At 62.8% G+C, this 21,068-nt stretch carries 14 protein-coding genes; 7 read left to right on the forward strand and 7 right to left on the reverse strand.

Going from position 1 to position 21,068, the window contains the following annotated elements:
• Window positions 1–217 precede the first annotated feature (217 nt).
• The 7 genes from JC616_RS03410 to tssJ form a co-directional block, all read right to left on the reverse strand.
• Window positions 218–673 (reverse strand): SUKH-3 domain-containing protein, encoded by a 456-nt coding sequence (locus tag JC616_RS03410; protein ID WP_227106711.1) that lies wholly within the window; start codon window positions 671–673, stop codon window positions 218–220.
• Entirely contained in the window at window positions 670–5,238 is a 4,569-nt protein-coding gene (locus JC616_RS03415) for an RHS repeat-associated core domain-containing protein (RefSeq protein ID WP_227106713.1), read from the reverse strand. Before JC616_RS03415 ends, JC616_RS03410 begins: the two co-directional genes overlap by 4 nt.
• A 15-nt stretch (window positions 5,239–5,253) precedes the next feature.
• On the reverse strand, window positions 5,254–8,283 hold the full coding sequence (locus tag JC616_RS03420; protein ID WP_227106715.1) for a type VI secretion system Vgr family protein: 3,030 nt from the start codon (window positions 8,281–8,283) through the stop codon (window positions 5,254–5,256).
• 19 nt (window positions 8,284–8,302) lie between these two features.
• Complete coding sequence (tssE, locus tag JC616_RS03425) at window positions 8,303–8,782, reverse strand: type VI secretion system baseplate subunit TssE (protein ID WP_227106718.1); 480 nt, start codon at window positions 8,780–8,782, stop codon at window positions 8,303–8,305.
• Window positions 8,783–8,785: 3 nt separating this feature from the next.
• Entirely contained in the window at window positions 8,786–9,487 is a 702-nt protein-coding gene (gene icmH / locus JC616_RS03430; protein WP_081548565.1) for a type IVB secretion system protein IcmH/DotU, read from the reverse strand.
• A 7-nt stretch (window positions 9,488–9,494) separates the two neighbouring features.
• A complete protein-coding gene (tssK, locus tag JC616_RS03435; protein WP_227106720.1) occupies window positions 9,495–10,841 on the reverse strand; it encodes a type VI secretion system baseplate subunit TssK in 1,347 nt (448 codons plus the stop codon).
• A gap of 269 nt (window positions 10,842–11,110) precedes the next feature.
• Window positions 11,111–11,650, reverse strand: coding sequence for a type VI secretion system lipoprotein TssJ (gene tssJ, locus JC616_RS03440; protein ID WP_107798022.1), 540 nt, complete (start codon window positions 11,648–11,650; stop codon window positions 11,111–11,113).
• 186 nt (window positions 11,651–11,836) lie between these two features.
• Here tssJ and JC616_RS03445 point away from each other — a divergent pair, with 186 nt between their 5' ends.
• The 7 genes from JC616_RS03445 to JC616_RS03475 all read left to right on the forward strand — a co-directional run bounded on the left by JC616_RS03445 (window position 11,837) and on the right by JC616_RS03475 (window position 20,947).
• Window positions 11,837–12,697: a M15 family metallopeptidase gene (locus tag JC616_RS03445; RefSeq protein WP_227106722.1), complete on the forward strand. Its 861-nt coding sequence runs from the start codon at window positions 11,837–11,839 to the stop codon at window positions 12,695–12,697.
• A 27-nt stretch (window positions 12,698–12,724) separates the two neighbouring features.
• Window positions 12,725–16,495: a type VI secretion system membrane subunit TssM gene (tssM, locus tag JC616_RS03450; RefSeq protein ID WP_227106724.1), complete on the forward strand. Its 3,771-nt coding sequence runs from the start codon at window positions 12,725–12,727 to the stop codon at window positions 16,493–16,495.
• 15 nt (window positions 16,496–16,510) lie between these two features.
• Complete coding sequence (gene tagF, locus JC616_RS03455) at window positions 16,511–17,530, forward strand: type VI secretion system-associated protein TagF (RefSeq protein WP_107798024.1); 1,020 nt, start codon at window positions 16,511–16,513, stop codon at window positions 17,528–17,530.
• Window positions 17,531–17,613: 83 nt separating this feature from the next.
• The gene (tssB, locus tag JC616_RS03460; protein ID WP_227106726.1) at window positions 17,614–18,126 is read left to right on the forward strand and encodes a type VI secretion system contractile sheath small subunit; all 513 of its coding nucleotides are present in this window, start codon (window positions 17,614–17,616) and stop codon (window positions 18,124–18,126) included.
• A 3-nt stretch (window positions 18,127–18,129) separates the two neighbouring features.
• Window positions 18,130–19,614: a type VI secretion system contractile sheath large subunit gene (gene tssC, locus JC616_RS03465; protein ID WP_107798026.1), complete on the forward strand. Its 1,485-nt coding sequence runs from the start codon at window positions 18,130–18,132 to the stop codon at window positions 19,612–19,614.
• 113 nt (window positions 19,615–19,727) lie between these two features.
• Entirely contained in the window at window positions 19,728–20,225 is a 498-nt protein-coding gene (locus JC616_RS03470; RefSeq protein WP_043640831.1) for an Hcp family type VI secretion system effector, read from the forward strand.
• A gap of 287 nt (window positions 20,226–20,512) precedes the next feature.
• Window positions 20,513–20,947, forward strand: a complete 435-nt coding sequence (locus JC616_RS03475; RefSeq protein ID WP_158274210.1) for an OmpA family protein — start codon at window positions 20,513–20,515, stop codon at window positions 20,945–20,947.
• The last annotated feature ends 121 nt before the right edge of the window (window positions 20,948–21,068 follow it).

A 21,068-nucleotide genomic window follows, 5' to 3' on the forward strand; every position in this document is an offset into this window, starting at 1 on the left:
ATGTTCCTTGCCAAGTCGGAGAGCAGTAAGGTGGTTTTGTATATGGTCTCCAAGTCGGTGATGCCTGCGTTTGATTTTGCATCCAGATGCTACTTTCAATCCAGTCTTTATGTTAATTTTATTATTTTGATTGCTTTTTGAGGCTTGAGGTATTAGTTGAGGCTATGTTTAAAATTAATTAACTATGGTGTGGTGGGGGCGTTGAGGCTGGTTGTATTCAGCTGTTGAGGACGGTGAATTCGTGGTTGAGAATAATATTCTCAATTGCTTTGATAGCATTGATGCCAATTTGGCAAAGAAAATCATCATATCCTCCATAGATGGCACCATCTTCAGAAATTAGGTAAGTTAGATGTCTAGAGTACCCTTGGCCTATTGGTAGTAGCTTCTTGCCGATGATAGGCTCGTATACTTCTATTGCCCATAGACGATCGAAGCCTTCGGCGGCTAAGGCCCCATCGAAGCATGACTCATCTTCAAACTCTCCACTACGAGAAGAGTGTTTTAAGATTATTCCGTTGAAACTATTTATGAAGTTTAATCCTTCTTGAAAAATATCGTAGCCCTCATTTTTCCAAATGGAAAGAGTTTTTGAGTTGTTTGTAAACCTGGAAGGGTGCCATCCATACTCTATAAGCTTAGCTTCTATTTCTGGTGTAAATTCATAGGTCATTGTTTTTTTCCTGTTTTTACTTTGTCATATTTGAAAGTGACTGAGCAGTTTGCGCAGCATGGCATTGGACTACTATCTTTTGTTCTTACCGTTGCCATTTCTAGATCATGTCTGGATGATCCATCTTTTAGTGCCTGATTCGCTGCGTCGACCTCGGCACAGTTATTTGCAGGCCAAAGTTCTAGGCTATTTTTAGGTAAAGATGCGCCTAGTCTAGAGTCAATGTTTGTTGGCCGGACTCCGCTGGTTCCAATGTATACTTTCCCTGTTCTTCTATTTACGACCGCACATGTTGCTGTTGGCAACCTTCCCCCAGCTGTCCTAAGTTTTTCTGAAGCTTTTTTCGCCTCTTCTAGTGCATCGGGACAAGACTTACGAGTCAGACCTGTAGGGTCAATCCACTGAGTTGGGTTCGGTGCGTAACTGTGAGTATTTATTCCACCCATCAACCCAATCGGATCCCGCGAAATAAACCGCCCGATCTCCGGATCATAGTAGCGATGGCGGTTGTAGTGCAGCCCGGACTCTTCATCCTGGTACTGGCCCTGGAAACGGAAGGGGTTGCGGATGCCGGCCTTGTTGGCGGCGTCGGCGATGATTTCACGCGCTTGCCCCCAGGCCTGGTAGTCCATCTCCAGCGCCAGCGCGCCTTGTTCGTCGGTCAGCGCCTGCGGGGTGCCCAGGTGGTCGGTATGGTAGTAGTACACCGCAGTCGGTTCGCTGGGTTCCGGCGCCGGTTTGCGCAGCGGGTCCAGGTCCGAGTCATAGGGGCGGTGCTGGCTCCAGCGCGGCACTTTGACGCCGCGCACGGCTTCGGTGTGGACTTGGGCCAGCGGCACGAAGCTGTCCGGTTCAAACAGATAATGCACCGCTTGTTCGTCGCGGGTTTCAAAGGCCAGCACGTCGCCGTCCCAGCCGTAAAGTGTGGTCTGGCCGGCCTGGGTTTTGGCGATGCGGCGGCCCAGCGGGTCGTAGTGGTAGTCGGTGTTCTGGCCGTCCGGCGCGGTCAGGCGGGACAGGCGGTTGTGGCTGTCCCACTCCAGCTTGGTGAGCGCGCCGTTGACGCGTTTTTCCACCAGGTTGCCGCGGCTGTCGTAGCGGTAGTGGCGGCCGGCATATTGGCTGAGCAGGTTGCCCAGCAGGCTGTTGTCCTGGTGGCCGTCGGCGGCCGGGGTGTTGTCCAGCAGGTTGCCGGCCGGGTCGAAGCGGAAGCTTTCCACGCCCTTGGGGGTGGCGGCTTCCAGCAGGCGGCCCACCGGGTCGTAGCGGTAGTTGAGCTGGCCGGCGCGGCTGTCCGCGATGCCGGTGAGCTGGCCGGCGACGTCGTACTGATATTGGCGGTTCCACTGGGTGGAGCCCATCAGCCGCTGACTGGCCAGGCGGCCGGCCTTGTCGTAGCTCTGATGCTGTTGCAGCGCATTGCCCAGCACGCGCTGGGTTTCGCGGTGCAGTTTGTCGCGCTCCAGGTTGACGATGTCGCGCTGGCCGAACAGCAGGCCGTGCACGTGGCCGCTGCCGTAGCTGAGGATGTCCACGCGGCGGCCGTCCGGGCGCACGCTGGCGACGCGGTTGCCCAGCGGGTCATGCTCATGCTGCCAGCGGTAGGTTTCCTTGACGCCGGCCACGCTGTAGCCGTGGTGTTCTTCTATGACATTGCCCATCGGGTCGTAAATCCAGCGCAGGCTGGCGTAGCGGTTCTTGGCCTGGTACAGCCGGCCGGCGGGGTCGTAGCCGAAGCTTTCCAGGCTGCCCGGCGCGCTGCGTTCGATAAGGCGGCCGGCGCCGTCGTAACGGTAGAGGGTGGCGACATCGCCTTCCTGTTGTTTTTCCAGCTGGCCGGCGGCGTTGTAGTGGTAGCGGGTGGGACTGCCGTCAAAGCCGGTTTCCGAAATCAGCTGGCCGCCGGCATCGTATTCGAACAGATACTGGCGGTGGTTTTCATTGCGCAGCGCGGTCAGCCGGCCCAGCTTGTCGTATTTGTAGGCCAGGCTGTGGCCGTTGGCGTCGGTGCGGGTCTGAAGCCGGCCGGCTTTGTCGTAGTCGTAATGGGTGGCGCGGCCCAGCGGGTCGGTGAGTTTGAGCAGGCGCGCTTCGGCGTCGTGCTCCAATTGCGTGGCCTGGCCGTCCGGTAGGACGATGGCCTGCAGCGTGCCGTTGGCCGCGTATTGGTAGCGGGTGGCGCTGCCCATGGCGTCGATGATCAGCTGCGAGCGGCCGCGTTCGTCGTACTGCCATTGGGTGGCGCTGCCGGAGCAGTCGGTATAGCTCTGCAGCAGGCCGTCCGGGCGGTAGGCAATCTGCTTCTTGCCGCCCTTGGCGTCGGTGATGGCCACCGGCAGGCCCTGCTCGTTGTAGGCGTATTTGGTTTTGTGGCCCAGCGGATCGGTTTCCTCGATCAGCTGGCCCTTGTCGTCATAGGCGCGCAGCCATTTTTCGCCCAGCGGATCGGTGATCTCCACCAGATTGTCCTGGGCGTCGTAGGCGAAGGCCACTTCGCTGCCGTCGCGGCGCTCGTGCAATACCAGATTACTCTTGTCGTCGTAGGAGAAGCTGTCTTGCGAGCCGTCCGGGTAGATGTGGTTGACCAGGTTTTTCTGGGCGTCGTAGTCGAACCATTCTTCCTTGTGGTCCGGGTAGATGATGCGGTAGTTGTAGCCCTTGTCGTCGAAGTAGTACTCGGTGGTGCGGCCGTAGGCGTCGGTGACGTAGGTGAGGTCGATATTGTCGTCCCAGGCCAGGCGGATGTCCTGGCTGCCGTCGTCGGCGTATTCGCGCACGGCGCGCGCGTCCAGGTGCTTGCCGTCCCACTCCAGATGGATGCCGCGGCCGGTGCGGTCGGTGTAGCGGGTCAGCAGGTGGTGCTGGTACTGGTAGCTCCAGCTTTGACCGTTTTCATCGCTGGCGGCCAACAGGTCGCCGGCGTCCGCGGCCAGCGGGCCGGCGTCGTCGTATTGGTATTGCGCCAGCGTGCGCAGCGGTAGGCCGGTTTCCGGGTTTTGCAGGCTGATGCGGACAATGCGGCCGCGCGCGTCGTGGCTGAGGTCCGCCACGTAGCCGGCGCTGCTGAGCAGCTGGATCAGCCGGCCGTCGCGGAAGTTCATCGCGATGCTGTTGCCGGCGCGGTCCTTGATCAGCGCCAGGCGGAAGCTGTCGCCGTGGCGTTCGTATAGTTGCACCAGGTCGTGGCCGTAGGTCTGGGAGATCAGGGTGTCGGACAGGCGGCTGAGGGTGAAGCCTTCCAGCTCGTCCTTCAGGGATTCGCCCACCGGCAGCAAGGGGTAGTCCAGCGTGCGGCAGCTGTCGTCGTGGAGCTTCAGCGCTTCGCCTTCGATGTCGAAGCGCGCGCCGTAAGCCACGCCCCAGCGTGCGCCCAAGTCGCCGCGGGCGTCGTTGCCGTCGAAATTGGAGCGATATTGCCGGGTCCAGATGATGGGCAGCACGCCGGGCAGGCTGAAGTCGGTATGTTGCAGCGATTCTTCGCCCAGCACGTAGCCGATGCTGTTGGGCGAGGCGGCGCAGGCGCATTTGGGCGGCGGCTTGATCTTGCCCTTGAAGCGGCTGGTGACCTCCTGATAAAGCTGCTGGGTGCCTTTCTTGGCCTTGTTGGTGACTTTGTTGGCCACCGCGGCGGCCTTCTTGGGCAGGTGCTTGAGGAAGGCTGCCAGCAATTTGTTCAGCAAGGGCTTCAGGTGGCTGGAGTACATGGACAGCAGCTTGGCGGTGAGCTGGCCGGCCCAGGCCAGCAGGGTGCGGCCCAGGCTCAGCATCATGCGGGCGGCGGCGCTGCCTTTCAGCGCCATGTCTATGCCTTTGGCCGCGGCCACGGTCATGCCGGCGGCGGCTTCTTTCTTGGCGCTGGCGGCGGCGCGGTTCAGCGCGTCCAGTTCCGCGCCCACCGATGCCCAGAAGCCTTGCTTATTGGTTTTCTCCAGATGGTATTTGACCGGCGCTTGCGGCACGTGCTGTTTGACGTAGCCGCTGAAGTTGCCGGAGCCCAGGCTGATCAGCAGATTGGCCAGGTCCGAGATGATGACCTTGCCTTTGCCGCCGCAGGTTTCCAGCGTGCTCTGCATTTTGCTGTCTACGTGCTTGACCCATTGGTCCGGCATATTGCGGAAGTCGGCCGGCAACATATTGGCCACTTTTTGGGTCAGCGAGGCGGACAGCTCCATTTTCAGCCAGTCGCCGCCGGCGCGGCGCACGCTGCTGGCGCACAGCTTCAGCGTGGGGCGCGCGCCCATTTTGAACAGGCCGCCTGCGGCCGGCACCACGCCCACCAGGTCCACGCCCAGAAACAGCCAGTCGAAGACGTCGACTTCCTGTTTTTTCTTGCTCTTTTCCGACATCTCCATCAGGTCGACGATGACGTCGCCCACCGAGATCAGGTTGCCGACAATGGGCACCGCGCTGCCTATGGTCTTGAGGCTGTCCACCGACAGATGCCCGTCGCTGATGCTTTGCAGCCATTGATCGAAGGTCTTGCCGGTTTGCTGGATGACCTGGGCTGCGTTTTGCGGCGTGCCGTTGATTACGGCGACGGGTTTGGCTTGGGCTGCGGTGCTCATGTCGGAGGAGGGCTCTTAAACGATATTCTTGATCATGCCGGCGGCGGAGGGGAGGGACGCGCCGGAGGCAAGTTGTTTGATGTCGCGCGCTTGCTGCAGCGCGGCCTGGGCTTGGGAGGCCATGGCTTTGGCCTGGTCCACGGCGCCTTTGGCCTGGGCCAGGTTTTGCGCCAGGCCGGCGGCGCCGGGAGGCAGCGCCTTGCCCACCAGGCTGCCCAGCTGGCTCATGGCCTGCTGTTGCACCGCGGCGCCCATTTTTTGCAGCGCCGCTTCCGGCTGCGGCACAAAGGGGAAGATGTCCGCCTCGCTCTTGTGCGGACGGCCCAGGAATTGTACTTGCGCCGGCCCGGTGGGCAGGCCGTTGACCATGGCCTTGCCGGCGGCGTCCAGCACGCCGCTGTGCTTGACGCCCAGCGCGTCGGTGAGCACGAATTTGCCCTGGTCCATGGAGTAGCCGTTGGCGAAATCGTGAATCACTTGCAGATTGCCCATGCCCGGCTTGTTGAAGGTGGGGGTGGGCGTGCTGAGGCTGGCCGGGCCGGTGAGCGCGTGGCTGGCGCCCTTGACGCTGACTTCGCCCGGGCAGTGCACTTCGATATTGCCGCCTTTGAGCCGGATATAGCCGCCGCCGCTGGTGAGCAGGATTTCCTGGCCGGCGGCGATTTCCACCTTGCCCTTGCAGGCGGTGACGGTCACATCCTTGTCCGCGGTGACCTCGATGCTGTCGCTCTGCGCCTGCATCTGGATCTTGCCCTTGGCGGCAATCAGCTTCAGCGCAATCTGGTCCTTGACCCCGGCCACGAACAGGCTGATGTGCTGGCCCACATTGTGGATCCAGCGCCGGCCGGAGGTTTGGTTGCTGTCCCGCTGCGCCACCAGGTTCAGATTGGTCCCCGCCGCCACGGTCTGGCTTTGCTGGCTCAGGCTGGCGATGCCGGCCGGCGCGGACAGCACGATTAGCGGCTGCTGACCGGCTTGGTCTTTTGCGGTTTTGCCGTCCTTGTCGGTGTTGGAGCCGGCTTCCCAGGCTTTCAAGGCCGCGGCTTGATGTTGCAGATGGCCTTCGGTTTTCTTGGCGGCTTTGGCGTTGTCCGCGCCAATTTCTTCCGGCCCGGTTTCCATGGTATCGGCCTGCTGGCCGCTGGCGGTGTCGCCCAGGCTTTGGCTCAGGGCCAAGGCCGCATCCAGCTGGCTTTGCGCCTGTTCGCGCGCCAGTTGTTTGCCGGACGCGCCGTTCTGCGCTTCGGTGGACAGCAGCAGGCCGTGGCCGGCGCGGATAGCGCCGTGGTTGTCGGTGCGCAGTTCGAAGCCGTCGCCGCGCGGCTCGGCCTTGCCGTTGCTGCGCGGCTGGGTGAGGAAGCCTTGGTTGAGTTGGGTTTTGCCGGGTTCGGAGCTGAGTTTGGCTCTGACTTCGCCCGGGGTGTCGTCGAACAGCAGTTCGTTGTACTGGCCGCCCTGGTGTTCCTTGGATTTGATGCCGGACAGGGTTTTGTTGGCCGGCAAGGCGCCCGCGCCGCTGAAATCCGGCGGGGGGTGGCTGCCGTTGTAGAGCACGCCGGTGATCACCGGGCGGTCGATATCGCCTTCGATGAAGTCGACCAGCACTTCCTGGCCGATGCGCGGGATGAATTGGTGGCCCCAGCCGGCACCGGCGCTGGGCATGACCACGCGCAGCCAGCAGGAGGATTTGTCGTCCATCCCCGCGCCAATGCTCGGGTGTTCGTCCGGCCGCTGCCAGTGGAATTGCACCTTGATGCGGCCGTGCTGGTCGGTGTGGACTTCTTCGCCTTGCGGTCCCACCACGGTGGCGGTCTGTACGCCACGAGACTTGGGCTTGGCCAGTTCGGTGTGGGCGTAGGCCGGGGTCAGCGGCACGCCGCGGCGCTGGGCGTCGAAGTCGGCGCGGAAGGGTTGGGCGTCCTCGGCTTTTGCCAGCGCTTTGAGGTCGGCCGGCAGGTTGTTGCGCGCGCTTAAGGCTTGGCGGGTGACGACGAATTCGCGCTGTTCGCTGCTGTCGCCGTCGTGGGCCGGGTGGTCGTCCAGGCGAAACCACTGGCCGGCGGCCAGGCCGCGCACGCTGCCGCCGCCGCTGAATTGCTTGGCGTTCAGGTCATGCGCTTGCTGGCGCAGCTGGGCGTAGTGGCTGAGCTGGTCGGCGTCGCCGGCGTAGTACAGCGATTGCGGGTCGTAGTCGTGCAAGGAGGATTGCAGCGCCTTGCCGTTCTGGCCCTGATCGATGCGGCTGTCGTCGCCGCTGTGCTGGGTCTGCACCGGCTGGTAATCGAAGCTGGCCAAAGCCACCGCGCCGGGCACGATCTGGCGCTGGGCATTCCACTCGGTCAGGCCGTCCTCGGCCTCGGTGGCGTCGCTGCGGTGGAAACGCACCCGCTCGACGCCGGCCGGCGGCAGGCTGTAGGGGTCGTCGAAGGCGACCAAGCGCACTTGTGGCGTGTCGCCGTCCAGGTGATCGAAACGCCAGGCGTAACCCTCTTCGTGCAGCAGGCGCACGATGAAGTCGTAATCGCTCTCGCGGTATTGCAGACAGTAGCTGCGCGGCGACGCCGGGCCGGTCTTGAAGTCCTGGGCCTGGACGCGGGCGAACACCGGATTGGCCTGCTGATGCTCGCTCAGGATCTGCGTGACGATGTCCGGCACCGATTGATCCTGGAACACCCGCGAGCTTATGCGGTGGCGCAGCAGCGCGAACGGCGGCTCAATGGTCAGCTGGTAGCGGCTGAAACCGCCGTCCGAGCCCAGGCACTCGGCCTTGGACACCACGCCGCAGCGCAGGCTCTCCGCGCCGGCGGCGTCGAGGATGCCGAGCCGGGCCGGCAGGCCGAGCAGGCTCTTGAGTTCGATCTTGCCGTCCGGAGACAGACAGGTGAGCTGGTAGGCGTAAGACCGGGACACGCCTTCTTCGCCGGCCAAGCTCAGCGGCAGCAATTGCTCGGCCGCCACGCTGCCGTCGCCCAGGCTGAGGGTGAGCAGGCGCTGGTCCTGGTTGAAGGCGGAGGCGAAGCTGGCGAGCAGGGTGCTGGGGTCCATGGGGCGCTGTCAGGCTGGGTCAGCCTTGTACCTTGTAAACGTTGGAGGAGAGTTGCAGGGTGGCGTCGAAGGTGACCGGCGGCCGGTGCGGATGCACTTTCAGCACCGCGTCGACGCGGAAGCGCAGATGGCGCTCCATCTCGCGCGGCGCGTCCAGGTTCACCCGCACGCGGGACAGCCGCGGCTCGTGCACTTCGATGGCGCGGCGCAGTTGCTCGCGCAGCAGTTCCCGGTCTTGCGGATTGAGCAGGCTGATGCCGGACAGGTCCGGAATGCCGAAGCTCAACATGCTGTCGTGGGCCTGCGGGTACATGTCGAACAGTTCTTGCAAGGGCGCGAGCCGGGTGTTCAGCAGCGCTTCCAGATCCCGCGCCAGCGAGCGCTTGATCTGCGGCAGTTCGTACAACATGGTTTCCGCGCCGTGGCTGTTGTCCGGCTGGTCGTCCAGCAGCCGGTCCAGCACCGACGGCAGGATCTGGGCGTGGCGGCTGCTGTGCATGGCTTACAGGCCGAAAATGGATTGGAGCTGGTTGGACAGCAGCCAGCGGTAGGCGACGAAGATGCCGGCGCCCACCACCGCCAGCAGGGCGAAGTACAGCCACAGCGGCAGTTCATGGCGGACAAAGGCCTGGAAGCGTTGCGGCAGCTGCCAGTTGGGCGCGAACTCGGCCTTGCCGCCGCGCACTTGCTGGATTTCCTGGCCCAGCTTGTGGGTCAGGTAGCCCAGCTTTTCCTGGCCTTCCAGCAGGTATTTGCCTTGGAAGCCCAGCAACAGGCAGGTGTAGAACACTTCCAGCGGCTCGATATGGGCGGCCGGGTCCAGACGCAGTTGTTCCAGGCGGTTGAAGAAGCCTTCGCCGGCCAGATGCTCGCCAAACAGCCGCAGTTGCAGCGGCATGCGCTCCCATTCGTCGCGGATGTCGAACTCGGAGGACAGAATGATCTCGTCCATCAAGGCGCAAAACGCGTACTTGGAGTGGTTGATGGCGTTCTGGTCCTTGCCGAAGTTGCGCGCGTTGCGCTCGTACTGGTTCAGAAACTGGTCGACGCGGCGGTTGAACTCCACCGCGCTGCTGGGGGCGTTGCCGTCCCGGAGCAGGAACAGCAGGTAGATGCCGTCTTCCAGCATTTCGCGCAGGGTGGGCGCCGAGGCGGAGGCTACGGCCAGCGGGCGTTCTTGTAGAGTTGCGGCGGTTTGGTTCATGGCGGCCTCAGCGGAATACGGCGATCAGTTCAAGCGTCAGGTTGGAGAGCGTCTGCGGCATATAGATGCAGATGCTGCGCGATTGCAGCATGCGGCCGAAGATCTCGCCGTGCGGCTCCAGCGCGAAATAGTGGTTGCCCACGCGCACCGGAATGGCGGACGGAGTTTGCGCCGCATGGCTGAGCGCCACGCCGCGCATGGCGGAGTTGAGGATTTTTTCCACGTCGTCCGGCGCGCCGATCTTCATCTTCAGCGGCACGCTGTCGATGATCTGGCTGGCCGGCAGTTCGCTCTGCACCGACAGGTAGTAATCGACGTTCTCCAGCAGGCGGTCGCTTTCCAGCCGGCCGATGTAGAAGGACGGCTTGGGCGAATGCAGCGGGATGATGGCGTAACGCGAAGAGATCACGGTTTCCAGCAGTTCTCGGATCTGCGTGTCCAACGCGGCCAGCACGGCGTGCAGGTCGTCGTGGCGATAGGCCGGGATGTCGGACAGGGTGTAATGGGTGGAGAAGGTCTGCAGCTCGCCGCAGAATTCGGCCAGCGCCAGATACAGCTCTTCCGGATGCAGCGGGCTGGACAGCGACAGGTGGCGCAGCTTGGCGAAGTTGCGGTTGACGGTGTGCAGCAACCAGAAGGAGCTGATGTCGCTGGAGCTGTACTCCATCACGTTCTTGGCGCGTTCGCGCTGGCCGCCGGACAGCGCCTGGTTCTTGACCAGCAGGATGTCCAGCAGGCGGCGCAGCATGTGGCTGACCTCGCGCGAGCCTTCCACCGTGGCCAGCGGAGGAATGAAGCCGCCGCCCAGGCCCCATTGGCCGGTGGCGTCCTTTTCCAGCCGGCACAGCGGAATGGCGTCGTAGCCGTCGCGGTTCTCTTCCTCAATCATCAGCCGCACGTCAAGCTCCAGCGTGGACAGATTGGCGTCCAGCGCCTGGGTGTAGAGATCGGCCACTTCCGCGCTGGCGCTTTGGAAGCGAGTGGGGCGGGACATGAGCTCGCCGTTGCGGGTGTTGCCGCCGTAGGGCTGCATATGGGCGAGACAGGCGTAAAGCGTGGTCTTGATGCCGGCTTGCGGCAAGGTGTTCAGATCGCGGGACAGCGGCAGCGGCGCGCTGGCCGGCGCCTGGAACAGCGTGCCGTCCCGGAACAGGATGGACAGCCCGTCGATGCGGACGGTGCCGCCCTTGAGCGCCTGCTCGTCCAAGACGATGTGTTGCAGGCCCCAGCCGTGGCGTTGGCTCAGTTGCTGCCGCGCGGCGACGTGCTGCTCCAGCAAGAGGGTTTGCTGTTGAAAGTGCTGCGGGCGCAGGAACATGCCTTCGCCCCAGAGCACTCGTTTGGCTTGTTGCATTACTGATACACCTTGTCTGGAAATCTACTTCAATCTCAATTGCGCCTGGAAATTCATCGGCTTGTCAGCCGGGCCTGGCCGCCGCGGGCGAAGAAGCGCATGGGCTTTGAGCCACGTCATGGCCGGAACGGCCCGCATCCGGTAATAACACCCTGTTCAAACTGTGTACACGATCGCTAAAATGCGCGACATTTTGCAGCAAGAGCGGCGCCCTTGTCATGCAAAAGAGTTTGTTAATTTTCAGCGTCGGCCCGGCGCCGCGGCAGGCTTCAGTTTCGGCTGCCGGCGCAATCCGCCTTGGCGGACGCGGGCTGGCCGGGCAGGGTCAACGCTTTGGGTTTGATGGCTTCCAGGTGGCAATCGGCGGCGCGGAAGCTCAGGTCTTTGCTGCGGACGGCGTCGGCGTCGTACAACAGGCGCCAGAAGTGGGCGTCCGGACGGCGGAAAAAGCCGACGACGCCGATGAACTGAGCGTCTTTTTCAATGGTGACGTCTTCTAGCGTCACTTTACCACCTGGCAAAAAGGTCAGTTCTTTGCTGTTGATCAGACTGTCGCCCAGCAGTTCTGATTCAGGCTTGCCGCTGGACAGGGCCTCCATGGTCAGGCGGTTGAAAGCCTGCTGGTTTTTGAGCTGGTAGACATGCACCACCACGGACAGCGGTTTGCCTTTGGCGTCGCGGTTTAGCGACGGGCTGCCTTCCGCTTTGATGTCGATGGTCTTGGTGCTGGAACAAGCGGTCAGAGAGGCTATGGCGATGGCGTAAAATAGGGCGCGGGCCCGTTGCCAGCTGGGGCGTTTTTTCATCATGACGGCGGTTCCTAACGATTGGATTTGTGACTATCTGCTATCGAAAGTATCCCAAATTTTTGGTTTAATTGGAATGCATGCTCCGTCGCAAATTGATTTGCATACGGCGGTTAAAATCAGAGATCGGGTAGCTCAAGCTATTGATTTAAATTGTAATGTCATTTATCGTCTCGCGTCAAAATGCATTTGAACTATATCTTGCCGATCCTGGTGCTTGGCATCGTTTTGCTCCTGTCCTGGCTGGGCTGGAAATTCTTCTTGGGACAGCCCCGCATCTTGGAAGGGAGCCGCTCGCCAAAGCCTGTTCTGCCTGGGGCGGAGGCTTTGGCCGGAGCCATGGCCGCAGGGCCGGAAACACTGACTGAAAAGCGGGCGGTGAGCGCCGCTTTTTTGCGTGCGTCGCGCCGGGCGCCCAGCGCCGCCGCGCGTTACTGGCGGGTGTGGCTGCCGGTGGTGTCGCTGTTGCTGGTGGCGCTGGCGGTGGCGATCACGCTGAAATTGAATCGTTTTCATCGCAGTCCCGAGTTCGAAGCGGCAGAATATGCGCAGGGCATAAGAATTAAGCAAACGCTGTTGGAAGAAAAACTGGTGCCCCCGCCGCCGCTTCCGCCGGAAGCTTTTGTCAACGTCATAGCGGAGCGCCCAAGCTTGGGCCATGCGGACCGGGACTGGAGCAAGCTGAATCCGGAGTTTGTGCAGGTGGTGCTGCGGGTGATGGAAAAAATGAAGGCCAGGGGCTTCCCCATGGTGCTGCTGGAAGGCTATCGCAGCCCGGAGCGCCAGGACTCGCTGGCCGGGCAGGCCACGCTGGTGACCAAGGCTAAAGGCGGACAGAGCAAGCATCAATACGGCCTGGCGGTGGATTTGGCGCCGATCCGCGAAGGCAAGGTAGTGATATCGGAACGCGATCCCTGGGCGATGCAGGCTTACAACGCGCTGGGGGAAGAGGCGACGGCGGCCGGCCTGACTTGGGGCGGCAACTGGAGCTTCAAGGACTTCGGGCATATCGAGCGCTCAGGCTCGCTGAAGTCCCTGCTCAAAAAATAACGGTTTAAAAGAAGGTGGTGGGTGTTTATGAAAGGTTGGCTGCGTCACGCCAAAGTGGCTTCGGCAATCGGGTTCCTGATCCTGATCGCTTTGATCTGGTTCCTGGGGCCGTGGTTGGGCTTGGAGTCGCTGGAGGCCCGTTTGGGCTGGATTATCGGCGTCATGTTGTTTTGGGTGCTGACCCTGCTGGTGGGCCAGGTATTGGCGCGCCGCGCCGGCGGCCTGCTTGAGCGCATGCTGCGCAAGCAGGCGGACGAGGCGGTCATCAACGCCAGCTCCGACAAGCGCGCCGAGGTCACCCTGCTGCGCCAGCGGCTGCTGGGGGCGATCGACACCCTGAAGAAATCCAAGCTGGGCAGCGCCAGCGGCAGCGCCGCCTTGTACGAGCTGCCGTGGTACATGATCATCGGCCACCCGGCGGCGGGCAAAAGCTCGGCCATCCTGCAGTCCGGCCTGACCTTCCCCTTCAGCGACAAGAGCGGCATCCAGGGCGTGGGCGGCACCCGCAACTGCGACTGGTTCTTCTCCACCGAGGGCGTACTGCTGGACACCGCCGGCCGCTACGCCACCCAGAGCGAAGATAGGGTGGAGTGGCTGGAATTCCTCAAGCTGCTGAAAAAACACCGGGCCAAGGCGCCGGTCAACGGCATCTTGATCGCCATCAGCCTGCCGGAGCTGGCGCAGCACCATAGCGAAGGCTTCACCCTGTACGCGCGCCAGATCCGCGAGCGCATTCACGAGGTCTGCAACACCTTCGGCCTCTTGGTGCCCATTTATCTGGTGTTCACCAAGCTGGACCTCTTGGGCGGTTTCGCCCAGTTCTTCCAGGACGCCAGCGACGAGGACCGCGCCAGGGTCTGGGGCGCGACGCTGAGCGCGGACCAGGGCACGGGCTTCGACGTGGCCAATGTGACCGGCCAGCAGTTCGAGCTCCTGTACCGCGGCCTGGTGCAGGCCGGCGAGGAAAAACTGATCCAGTACCGCGGCGATCAGGTCAAGCCGGCCCATTTCGCCTTCCCCATCGAATTCCACGGCCTGAAAGAGGCGGTGGTCAAGTTCGTCAAACTGCTACACGAAGAAGACCCTTACCACGCGCGGCCTTTGCTGCGCGGTTTCTATTTCTCCAGCGCCCTGCAAGAGGGCGTGCCGCGCATCGTGGCCGCCAATCGCGTGCAAGGCCAGTTCGACCTGAGCCAGGGCGGCCAGGAGATGAAGCAGGCGCCGGCGTCTTACAGCTACTTCCTGCGCAATCTGTTCCGCGATGTGCTGTTCCAGGATCAACACCTGATCTCCCGGCAGACCAAGCCCAGCGGCAGCCGCTGGCGTCTGTTCGGCATGGCCGCCGGAGTGTTGTCGCTGGCCGCGCTGGCCAGCTTCTGGACCTGGTCCTTCATCGGCAACCAGCATTTGCTGGACGAGGTGAAGGCCGAGCGCGCGCAGGCGCAAAAGCTGGCCGCTAGCGGGCAGCTGTACGACAAGCTGCGTTCGCTGCAGATCCTGCAGAAGCGCCTGGAGGAATTGCAGTCCTACCGCAAGAACGGCGCGCCGTGGCAAGTGGGCCTGGGTCTGTACCAGGGCAAGGAGCTGGAGCCGCAACTGCGCCGCGAGTACTTCGCCGGCCTGAAGGAAGCGATGCTGCGCCCGGTGCAGCGCAATCTGGAAACCACGCTGGTGGCCCTGAAGCCGGAAGCGCCCGCGCCTACGCCCGCGCCCGCTCCGGTGGTGAGCGAACCGCCCAAGCCGGCCGCGCCGGCTCCGGCGCCGTTCAAGCCCAAGCCTAAAAAGCACGCGCCGCGCGGCGGCCTGCCCAATATCAACTTGAGCGCGCTGGATTGGCCGCAACGCGCCACCACGGCCAAGCTGGAAGCTTCCGCCGCGCAAGGCGAGACCGCCGCTGCGCAACGCAATCCGCAGCAGTTGGACGCCAGCTACAACGCCTTGAAAACCTATCTGATGCTGCACGAGCAGAAGCGCATGGACGAAGCGCATCTGATCGACCAGCTGCCGCGCTACTGGCGGCCTTACCTGGAAAGCCAGCGCGGCCAGTATTCGGTGGAAGAGGTGATGGCGGTGGCCGAGAAGCTGGTAGCCTTCTACGTCAGCCAGATCAAGGAAGCGGATCTGCCGCTGATCGACAACAACGCCAAGGTGGTGGGCGAGGCGCGCGAGGTGTTGCGCGGCTCCTTCAAGCGCCTGTCCGCTCAGGAGCGGGTGTTCAATGAGATCAAGGCCCGCGCCAACACCCGCTTCGCGCCGCTGACCGTGGCGCGGATCCTGGACAACCGCGACCTGGACGTGATGGCCGGCAGCCAGATGGTGGAGGGGGCTTACACCCGCGAAGCCTGGAACGGCTACGTCAAAGCCGCGATCGACGAAGCCAGCAAGGGCGAAATCCGCAGCGACGACTGGGTACTGGCCTCGTCCTCTCAGGACAATCTGGGCCGGGACGGCGACGTGGAGAAAAACCGCGCCGCGCTGGAAGCCCTGTACCGCGGCCAATACGCCGCCGCCTGGAAGAAATTCCTGATCGGCGTCACCACCCGCGACTTCAGCAACCCGGCTCAGTCCGCCTCCGCGATGGCGCGGCTGTCCGACAAGCAAAGCTCGCCTATCAAGCTGGTGCTGGCGCGCGCGGCGATGGAGACGGCCTGGGACAACCCGTCCGAGCTGAACCGCTCGCTGGAAAACGCCAAGCAGTCGATGCTGGAAAAAACCGCGGAATTCCTCAAGGGCGGCAGCGCGCCGGCCCAGGCGGACAAGGCCAAGCTGTACGGCGAAGTGGGCCGCCAGTTCGCCGGCGTCGCCCAACTGGTCAAGGGCGACAATCCGCCGATCAACGCCTATCTGGATCAGCTGGCCAAGCTGAAAGCCAAGCTGGCGGCGATCTCCAGCACAGACGAGCCCGGCCCGCAGGCGCGCGCCGCCTTGCAGGCGACCCTGGGCGGTTCCGGCTCGGAGCTGGGCGACACCGCCTCCTTCGTCGACAACACCCTGCTCAGCCAGGTCACGCCGGAAACCGGCGAGATGGTGCGGCCCATGCTGGTGCGTCCGCTGACCCAGTCCTACAACGCCTTGCTGGGACCGGTGGCCAACGACATCAACCAGGCCTGGGCCAATGAAGTGCTGCCGCAGTGGAAGCAGCTGGCCGGCAAATACCCGTTCGCGGATTCCAGCAACAGCGCCTCGGTGGCGGAGATCAGCCGCTTCGTCAAAGCCAACGACGGCACGCTGGACAAATTCATCAACAAATACCTGAACGGCCTGGTGCAGAAGAAGGGCGACCAATTGGTGCCGCGCGCCTGGGGCAATATGGGGGTCAAGTTCAACCCGGCCTTCCTGTCCAGCGTCAGCAGCCTGTCCGCGCTGGCCAACGCCCAGTTGCAAGACGGCGAGAACACCCGCTTCGAACTGCAGCCGACGCCGACGCCGGGCCTGTCCGAAATCGTGTTCGAGGTGGACGGCCAGGAACTGCGCTACCGCAACGGCCCGCAGGCCTGGCAGCCGTTCACCTGGCCGGGCAACGGCCAGAACGCCGGCGCCCGCATCCAGGTGGTGTCCTACAGCGGGGCCAGCAGCGTGGTGGGCAACCAGCCGGGCCGCATGGGCCTGATGCGTTTGCTCTCCAGCGCCAAGGTCAGCCAGGACAGCCCGGACTCCGCCCAGCTCACCTGGAACCTGCGCAAGGCCGACGGCGAGGCGCAGACGGTGAAATTCAATTTCCGCATGGTTGGCGGCGTCAATCCGCTGCAACTGAACAAGCTGTACAAGCTGACCTTGCCTGAGCGCGTGACGCTTTAAGGGAGACACATAGTCATGGCGTTCAATTTCAAGCGGGCGCAGGAAACGCCTCCGCAATTCTGCATTTTCGGCAAATTGCCGCGCCGCGGCGATTTCGTCCGCGTCAACGCCACCCACCCGGCGGCCACCCAGCTGGACCAGCTGCTGGCGCAAAGCCTGGGCGGGCTGGAATCCGGCCCGGAGGCGGTGGAGCGCTACCGCGCGATGCCGGGCACCAGCTTCGTGCTGCGCAGCCGCGACCAGATGTGGCTGTCGCTGGGCGTGATGCAGCCCAGCCGCGACGAAAGCGGCCGCAATTACCCGCTGGTGGCGGCTTCGCTGATGCCTTGCGACGCGGCCTTGCCTCCGTTGTCGGTGCTGATGCTGGCCAACGAACTGTTCTTCTCCGGCCTTAAGGAGCAATTGAGCAGCGCCATCGACAACGCGGTGGAAATGTTGGCCTGCCGCCAGTTCCTGGAGGAGCAGTCCTTGTTCGGCATTTCCTCCGTGGCGGATCTGGATCTGGCCCAGCAGTTGCTGGAACGGCATCTGAGCGTGACGCCGGCCTCCCATCTGAGCCGGTTGTTGAGCGGCCGCGGGCTGCCGGATCTGGAGACGGTGCTGCTGGCCTTCACCTTCCATCATCAGCTGCTGCGCAAGTTCCAGGGCAGCCTGACGGCGCAAACCTATCTGCTGCCGCTGCCGGACCGCGACGGCGAAGACATGCTGGCCGCGGCCACCTGGCTGTCGTTGTACCAGGCGGCCACCGCCGGCCAGGCGGGACAGGCGGAGCAATGCCTGCTGATTCAGCGGCCGGAAGGCCGCTTCCTGGCCTTGCTGCCGGGAGATTTGAACGAACAGATCGTCGCACAGTGCTGGGGAGGGCAGTTGGACGCCCGCTTCATCGTCGACGTGGCCGAGCCGCACGCGCCGTGGCGCAACCACCAGGCCTACGCCGAAGCGGCTTACATCCTGGGGCGGAGGCTGAACGATCCGTCCATTTCGGTGGCGCAGCTGCGCGAGGTGGCGTCCAGCCTGTCGCGCAGCGTGGCCTGAGTAGTGGCGTAACACCGGAGCGGCCGGCGACATTCGCCGAAGCCGCTCCAATCAGAGCTTTGTGAACTTGAGAGAGAACCATCATGGCCAAAGAAAGCACACAGAAAAAACTGTCGCGGGTACGCCCGCCGCGCGTGCAGATCACCTACGACGTTGAAATCGGCGACGCCATCGAAACCAAGGAACTGCCCTTCGTGCTGGGCGTGCTGGGGGATTACTCCGGCCACAGCAAGGAGCCGCTGCCCAAGATGAAGGAACGCAAGTTCGTTCAGATCGACCGCGACAACTTCGACGAAGTGCTCAAGGGCATGGCGCCGCGCCTGGCCATCAAGGTGGACAACAAGCTGAAAGAAGACGGCAGCCAGCTGGCGATGGAGCTGAACTTCGACGAACTGGCGGATTTCGAGCCGCAGAACGTGGTGGATCAGGTCGAGCCGCTGAAAAAGCTGCTGGACGCGCGCAAGCGCCTGGCCGATCTGCGCAACAAGATGGCGGGCAACGACAAGCTGGAAGAATTGCTGGACGAAGTGGTGCGCGATACGGAAAAGCTGAAGGCGATCAGCCAGGCCGCGCATCCGGACAAAGCGGGAGAGTGATAGATGAGCGCAGAACAACAACTTGAGGCCGGCGCGGCCGCAGCCCCGGCGGCGGCAGGCAGCCTGCTCGACTCCATCATCGAGCAAAGCCGCGTCGCCACCAACGACAACGAGAAGGGCCACACCCGCGACCTGATCGGCGAACTGGTCGACCAGGTGCTGGAAGGCAGCGTCAGCGTATCGCGTGATCTGTCCGCCAGCATAGACGCGCGCATCGCCGAGATCGACGCGCTGATCTCCTCGCAACTGAACGAGATCATGCACCACAACGACTTCCAGAAGCTGGAAGCCTCCTGGCGCGGCCTGAAATACCTGGTGATGGAGTCCGAAACCAGCACCATGCTCAAGATCAAGGTGCTCAACGCCTCCAAGAAAGACCTGGTCAAGGACTTCAAGGCGGCGCCGGAGTTCGACCAGAGCGCGCTGTTCAAGAAGATCTACGAAGAAGAATACGGCACCTTCGGCGGCGCGCCTTACGCCGGCCTGGTGGGCGATTACGAATTCACCCGCCACCCGGAAGACTTCTACCTGCTGGACGAACTGTCCCACGTGGCCGCCTCCGCGCACGCGCCGCTGATCACCGCCGCTTCCTCCGGCCTGTTCGGCCTGGAGAGCTTCACCGACGTGGGCAAGCCGCGCGATCTGGCCAAGATTTTCGACACCGTCGAATACGCCAAGTGGAAATCCTTCCGCGAATCCGAAGACTCCCGCTACGTCGGCCTGGTCTTGCCGCATGTGCTGGGCCGTCTGCCCTACGGCCGCGACAACGTACCGGTGGAGGAATTCGACTTTGAGGAAAACGTGGACGGCAGCACCCACGAAAAATACCTGTGGACCAACGCCTCCTACGCCTACGCCGCGCGCCTGACCTCCGCCTTCGCCCAATACGGCTGGCTGGCGGCCATCCGCGGCGTGGAAGGCGGCGGCCTGGTGGAAGGCCTGCCGGCCCACACCTTCAAGACCGACGACGGCGAAGTGGCGCTCAAGTGCCCCACCGAAGTGGCGATTACCGACCGCACCGAAAAACTGCTGTCCGATCTGGGCTTCATCTCGCTGGTGCACTGCAAGAACACTGACTACGCGGCCTTCTTCGGCGGTCAATCGGTGCAGAAGGCCAAGACCTACAACACCGATTCGGCCAACGCCAACGCACGTTTGTCCACCCAGCTGCCCTACATCTTCGCGGTGTCGCGCATCGCGCATTACATGAAATCCATCATGCGCGACAAAATCGGCAGCTTCGCCTCGCGCCAGAACGTGCAGGACTTCCTGAACACCTGGCTGGCGCAATACGTGCTGCTGGACGACTCCGCCAGCCAGGAAGCCAAAGCCAAATACCCGCTGCGCGAAGCGCGCGTCGACGTGGTGGAAGTGCCGGGCAAACCGGGCGTCTATCGCGCCGCCGCCTTCCTGCGGCCGCATTTCCAGCTGGATGAACTGACCATTTCCCTGCGTCTGGTGGCGGAGCTGCCGCAGCCGGCGGGTTAAGGCTGGAGAGCCTGCGCGCGTCCGCCGGGTTCCGGCGCGGCGGCGGGCGCGGGCGTCTTTTGGAATGGGAGGGCTCGCCTCCAATTTTTGACCTTTGTTCTAAGGAGAAGTAAATGGCTTTTGATGCATTCCTGAAAATTGACGGTATTCCTGGCGAAAGCAGCGACGACAAGCACAAAGACTGGATCGAAATCCAGTCCTTTGCCCACAAACTGGAACAGCCGGCCCAGGCTACCGCCAGCTCCGCCGGCGGCGCCACCGCCGAGCGCGTGAACCACGCCGCTTACGAAATCACCCACTTCCTGGACAAAGCCAGCCCGAAGATCTACGAAGCCTGCTGCAAGGGCCAGCACATCAAGGAAATCACCATCGAACTGTGCCGTGCCGGTGGCGACAAGGTGAAGTACATGGAGATCAAGATGGAGCAAGTCCTGATCGCCAAGGTTGAGCCGCACGGTTCCGCCAACGACAACGGCTTCCCCAGCGAAAAAGTGAGCTTCACTTACGGCAAGATCAAGTGGACCTACACCCAGCAGAAACGCGCTGACGGCGCCGGCGGCGGTAACGTCAGCTCCGGCTGGGACCTGACCGCCAACAAAGCGATCGCCTAAGTCTCAGTAGCGAAGAAGTGCCAACCCGCCCACTGCCCTGGGCGGGTTGCAAGAATCTGTTCAATGTCCGCGGCGTGCGCGAGACCTTGCACGGCGAGTACCGCTTCGGAATGCTCATGCGCCCTAGGGCCAGTCCGTTTCTTCCGCTGTTTTCGCCCTGTTTCGCTCGTGACCGCCGGGCTTTGAACAGACTCTAAGGCACCCCGGGGGCCGCCGCGCGCCGATTGGCCGCGGCGGGCTCCGGGATGTCCTTTACCCATGTCAAAGTCAATCCGGGAAGTAATGCTATGAAACGTTTGCTGATGGTCGCCGCGCTCGCCCTGTCGCTGGTGGGCTGCAAGACCAATCCTAACGCTCAACAAGCCTCCAACGACCCCGCCGTGATCAAGGCGGCGGAAGAGAAGGCCGCGCTGGACAAGGCCGTGGCCGCCAATATGGCCATAGACCCCAACCTGATCCCGTTTGAAAAAATGAGCCCCAAACTGTCCCCGGTGGGCGAGGCTCAACTGCAACTGCTGCTGCCCAAGCTCAAGACCGCCAAATCCATCCTGGTGCGCGGCCACTGCTACCGCGGCGACATCGGCAATGCCCGCGCCGCGGCGCAAACCCGCGCCATCGCCGTCAAGCAGTTCCTGAGCGACGCCGGCGTGCCGGCCAATAAAATCACCGTGCGTTACGACACCGAGCGTCAGCTGCACGCGGTGCGTCTGATCGCCAACTGAATCTCGGCGCCGGGCCGCCCAGCGCAAGCGGGCGGCCGGGCGTTTTCGGGTGCTTAAGCAAACCCGGCGCGGCCGCGCACGGTTTGCTTAAGGACTCGCCAATTGCGCAGTCGATTTGAAT

The organism is Chromobacterium rhizoryzae, assembly GCF_020544465.1.
Lineage (GTDB): Bacteria > Pseudomonadota > Gammaproteobacteria > Burkholderiales > Chromobacteriaceae > Chromobacterium.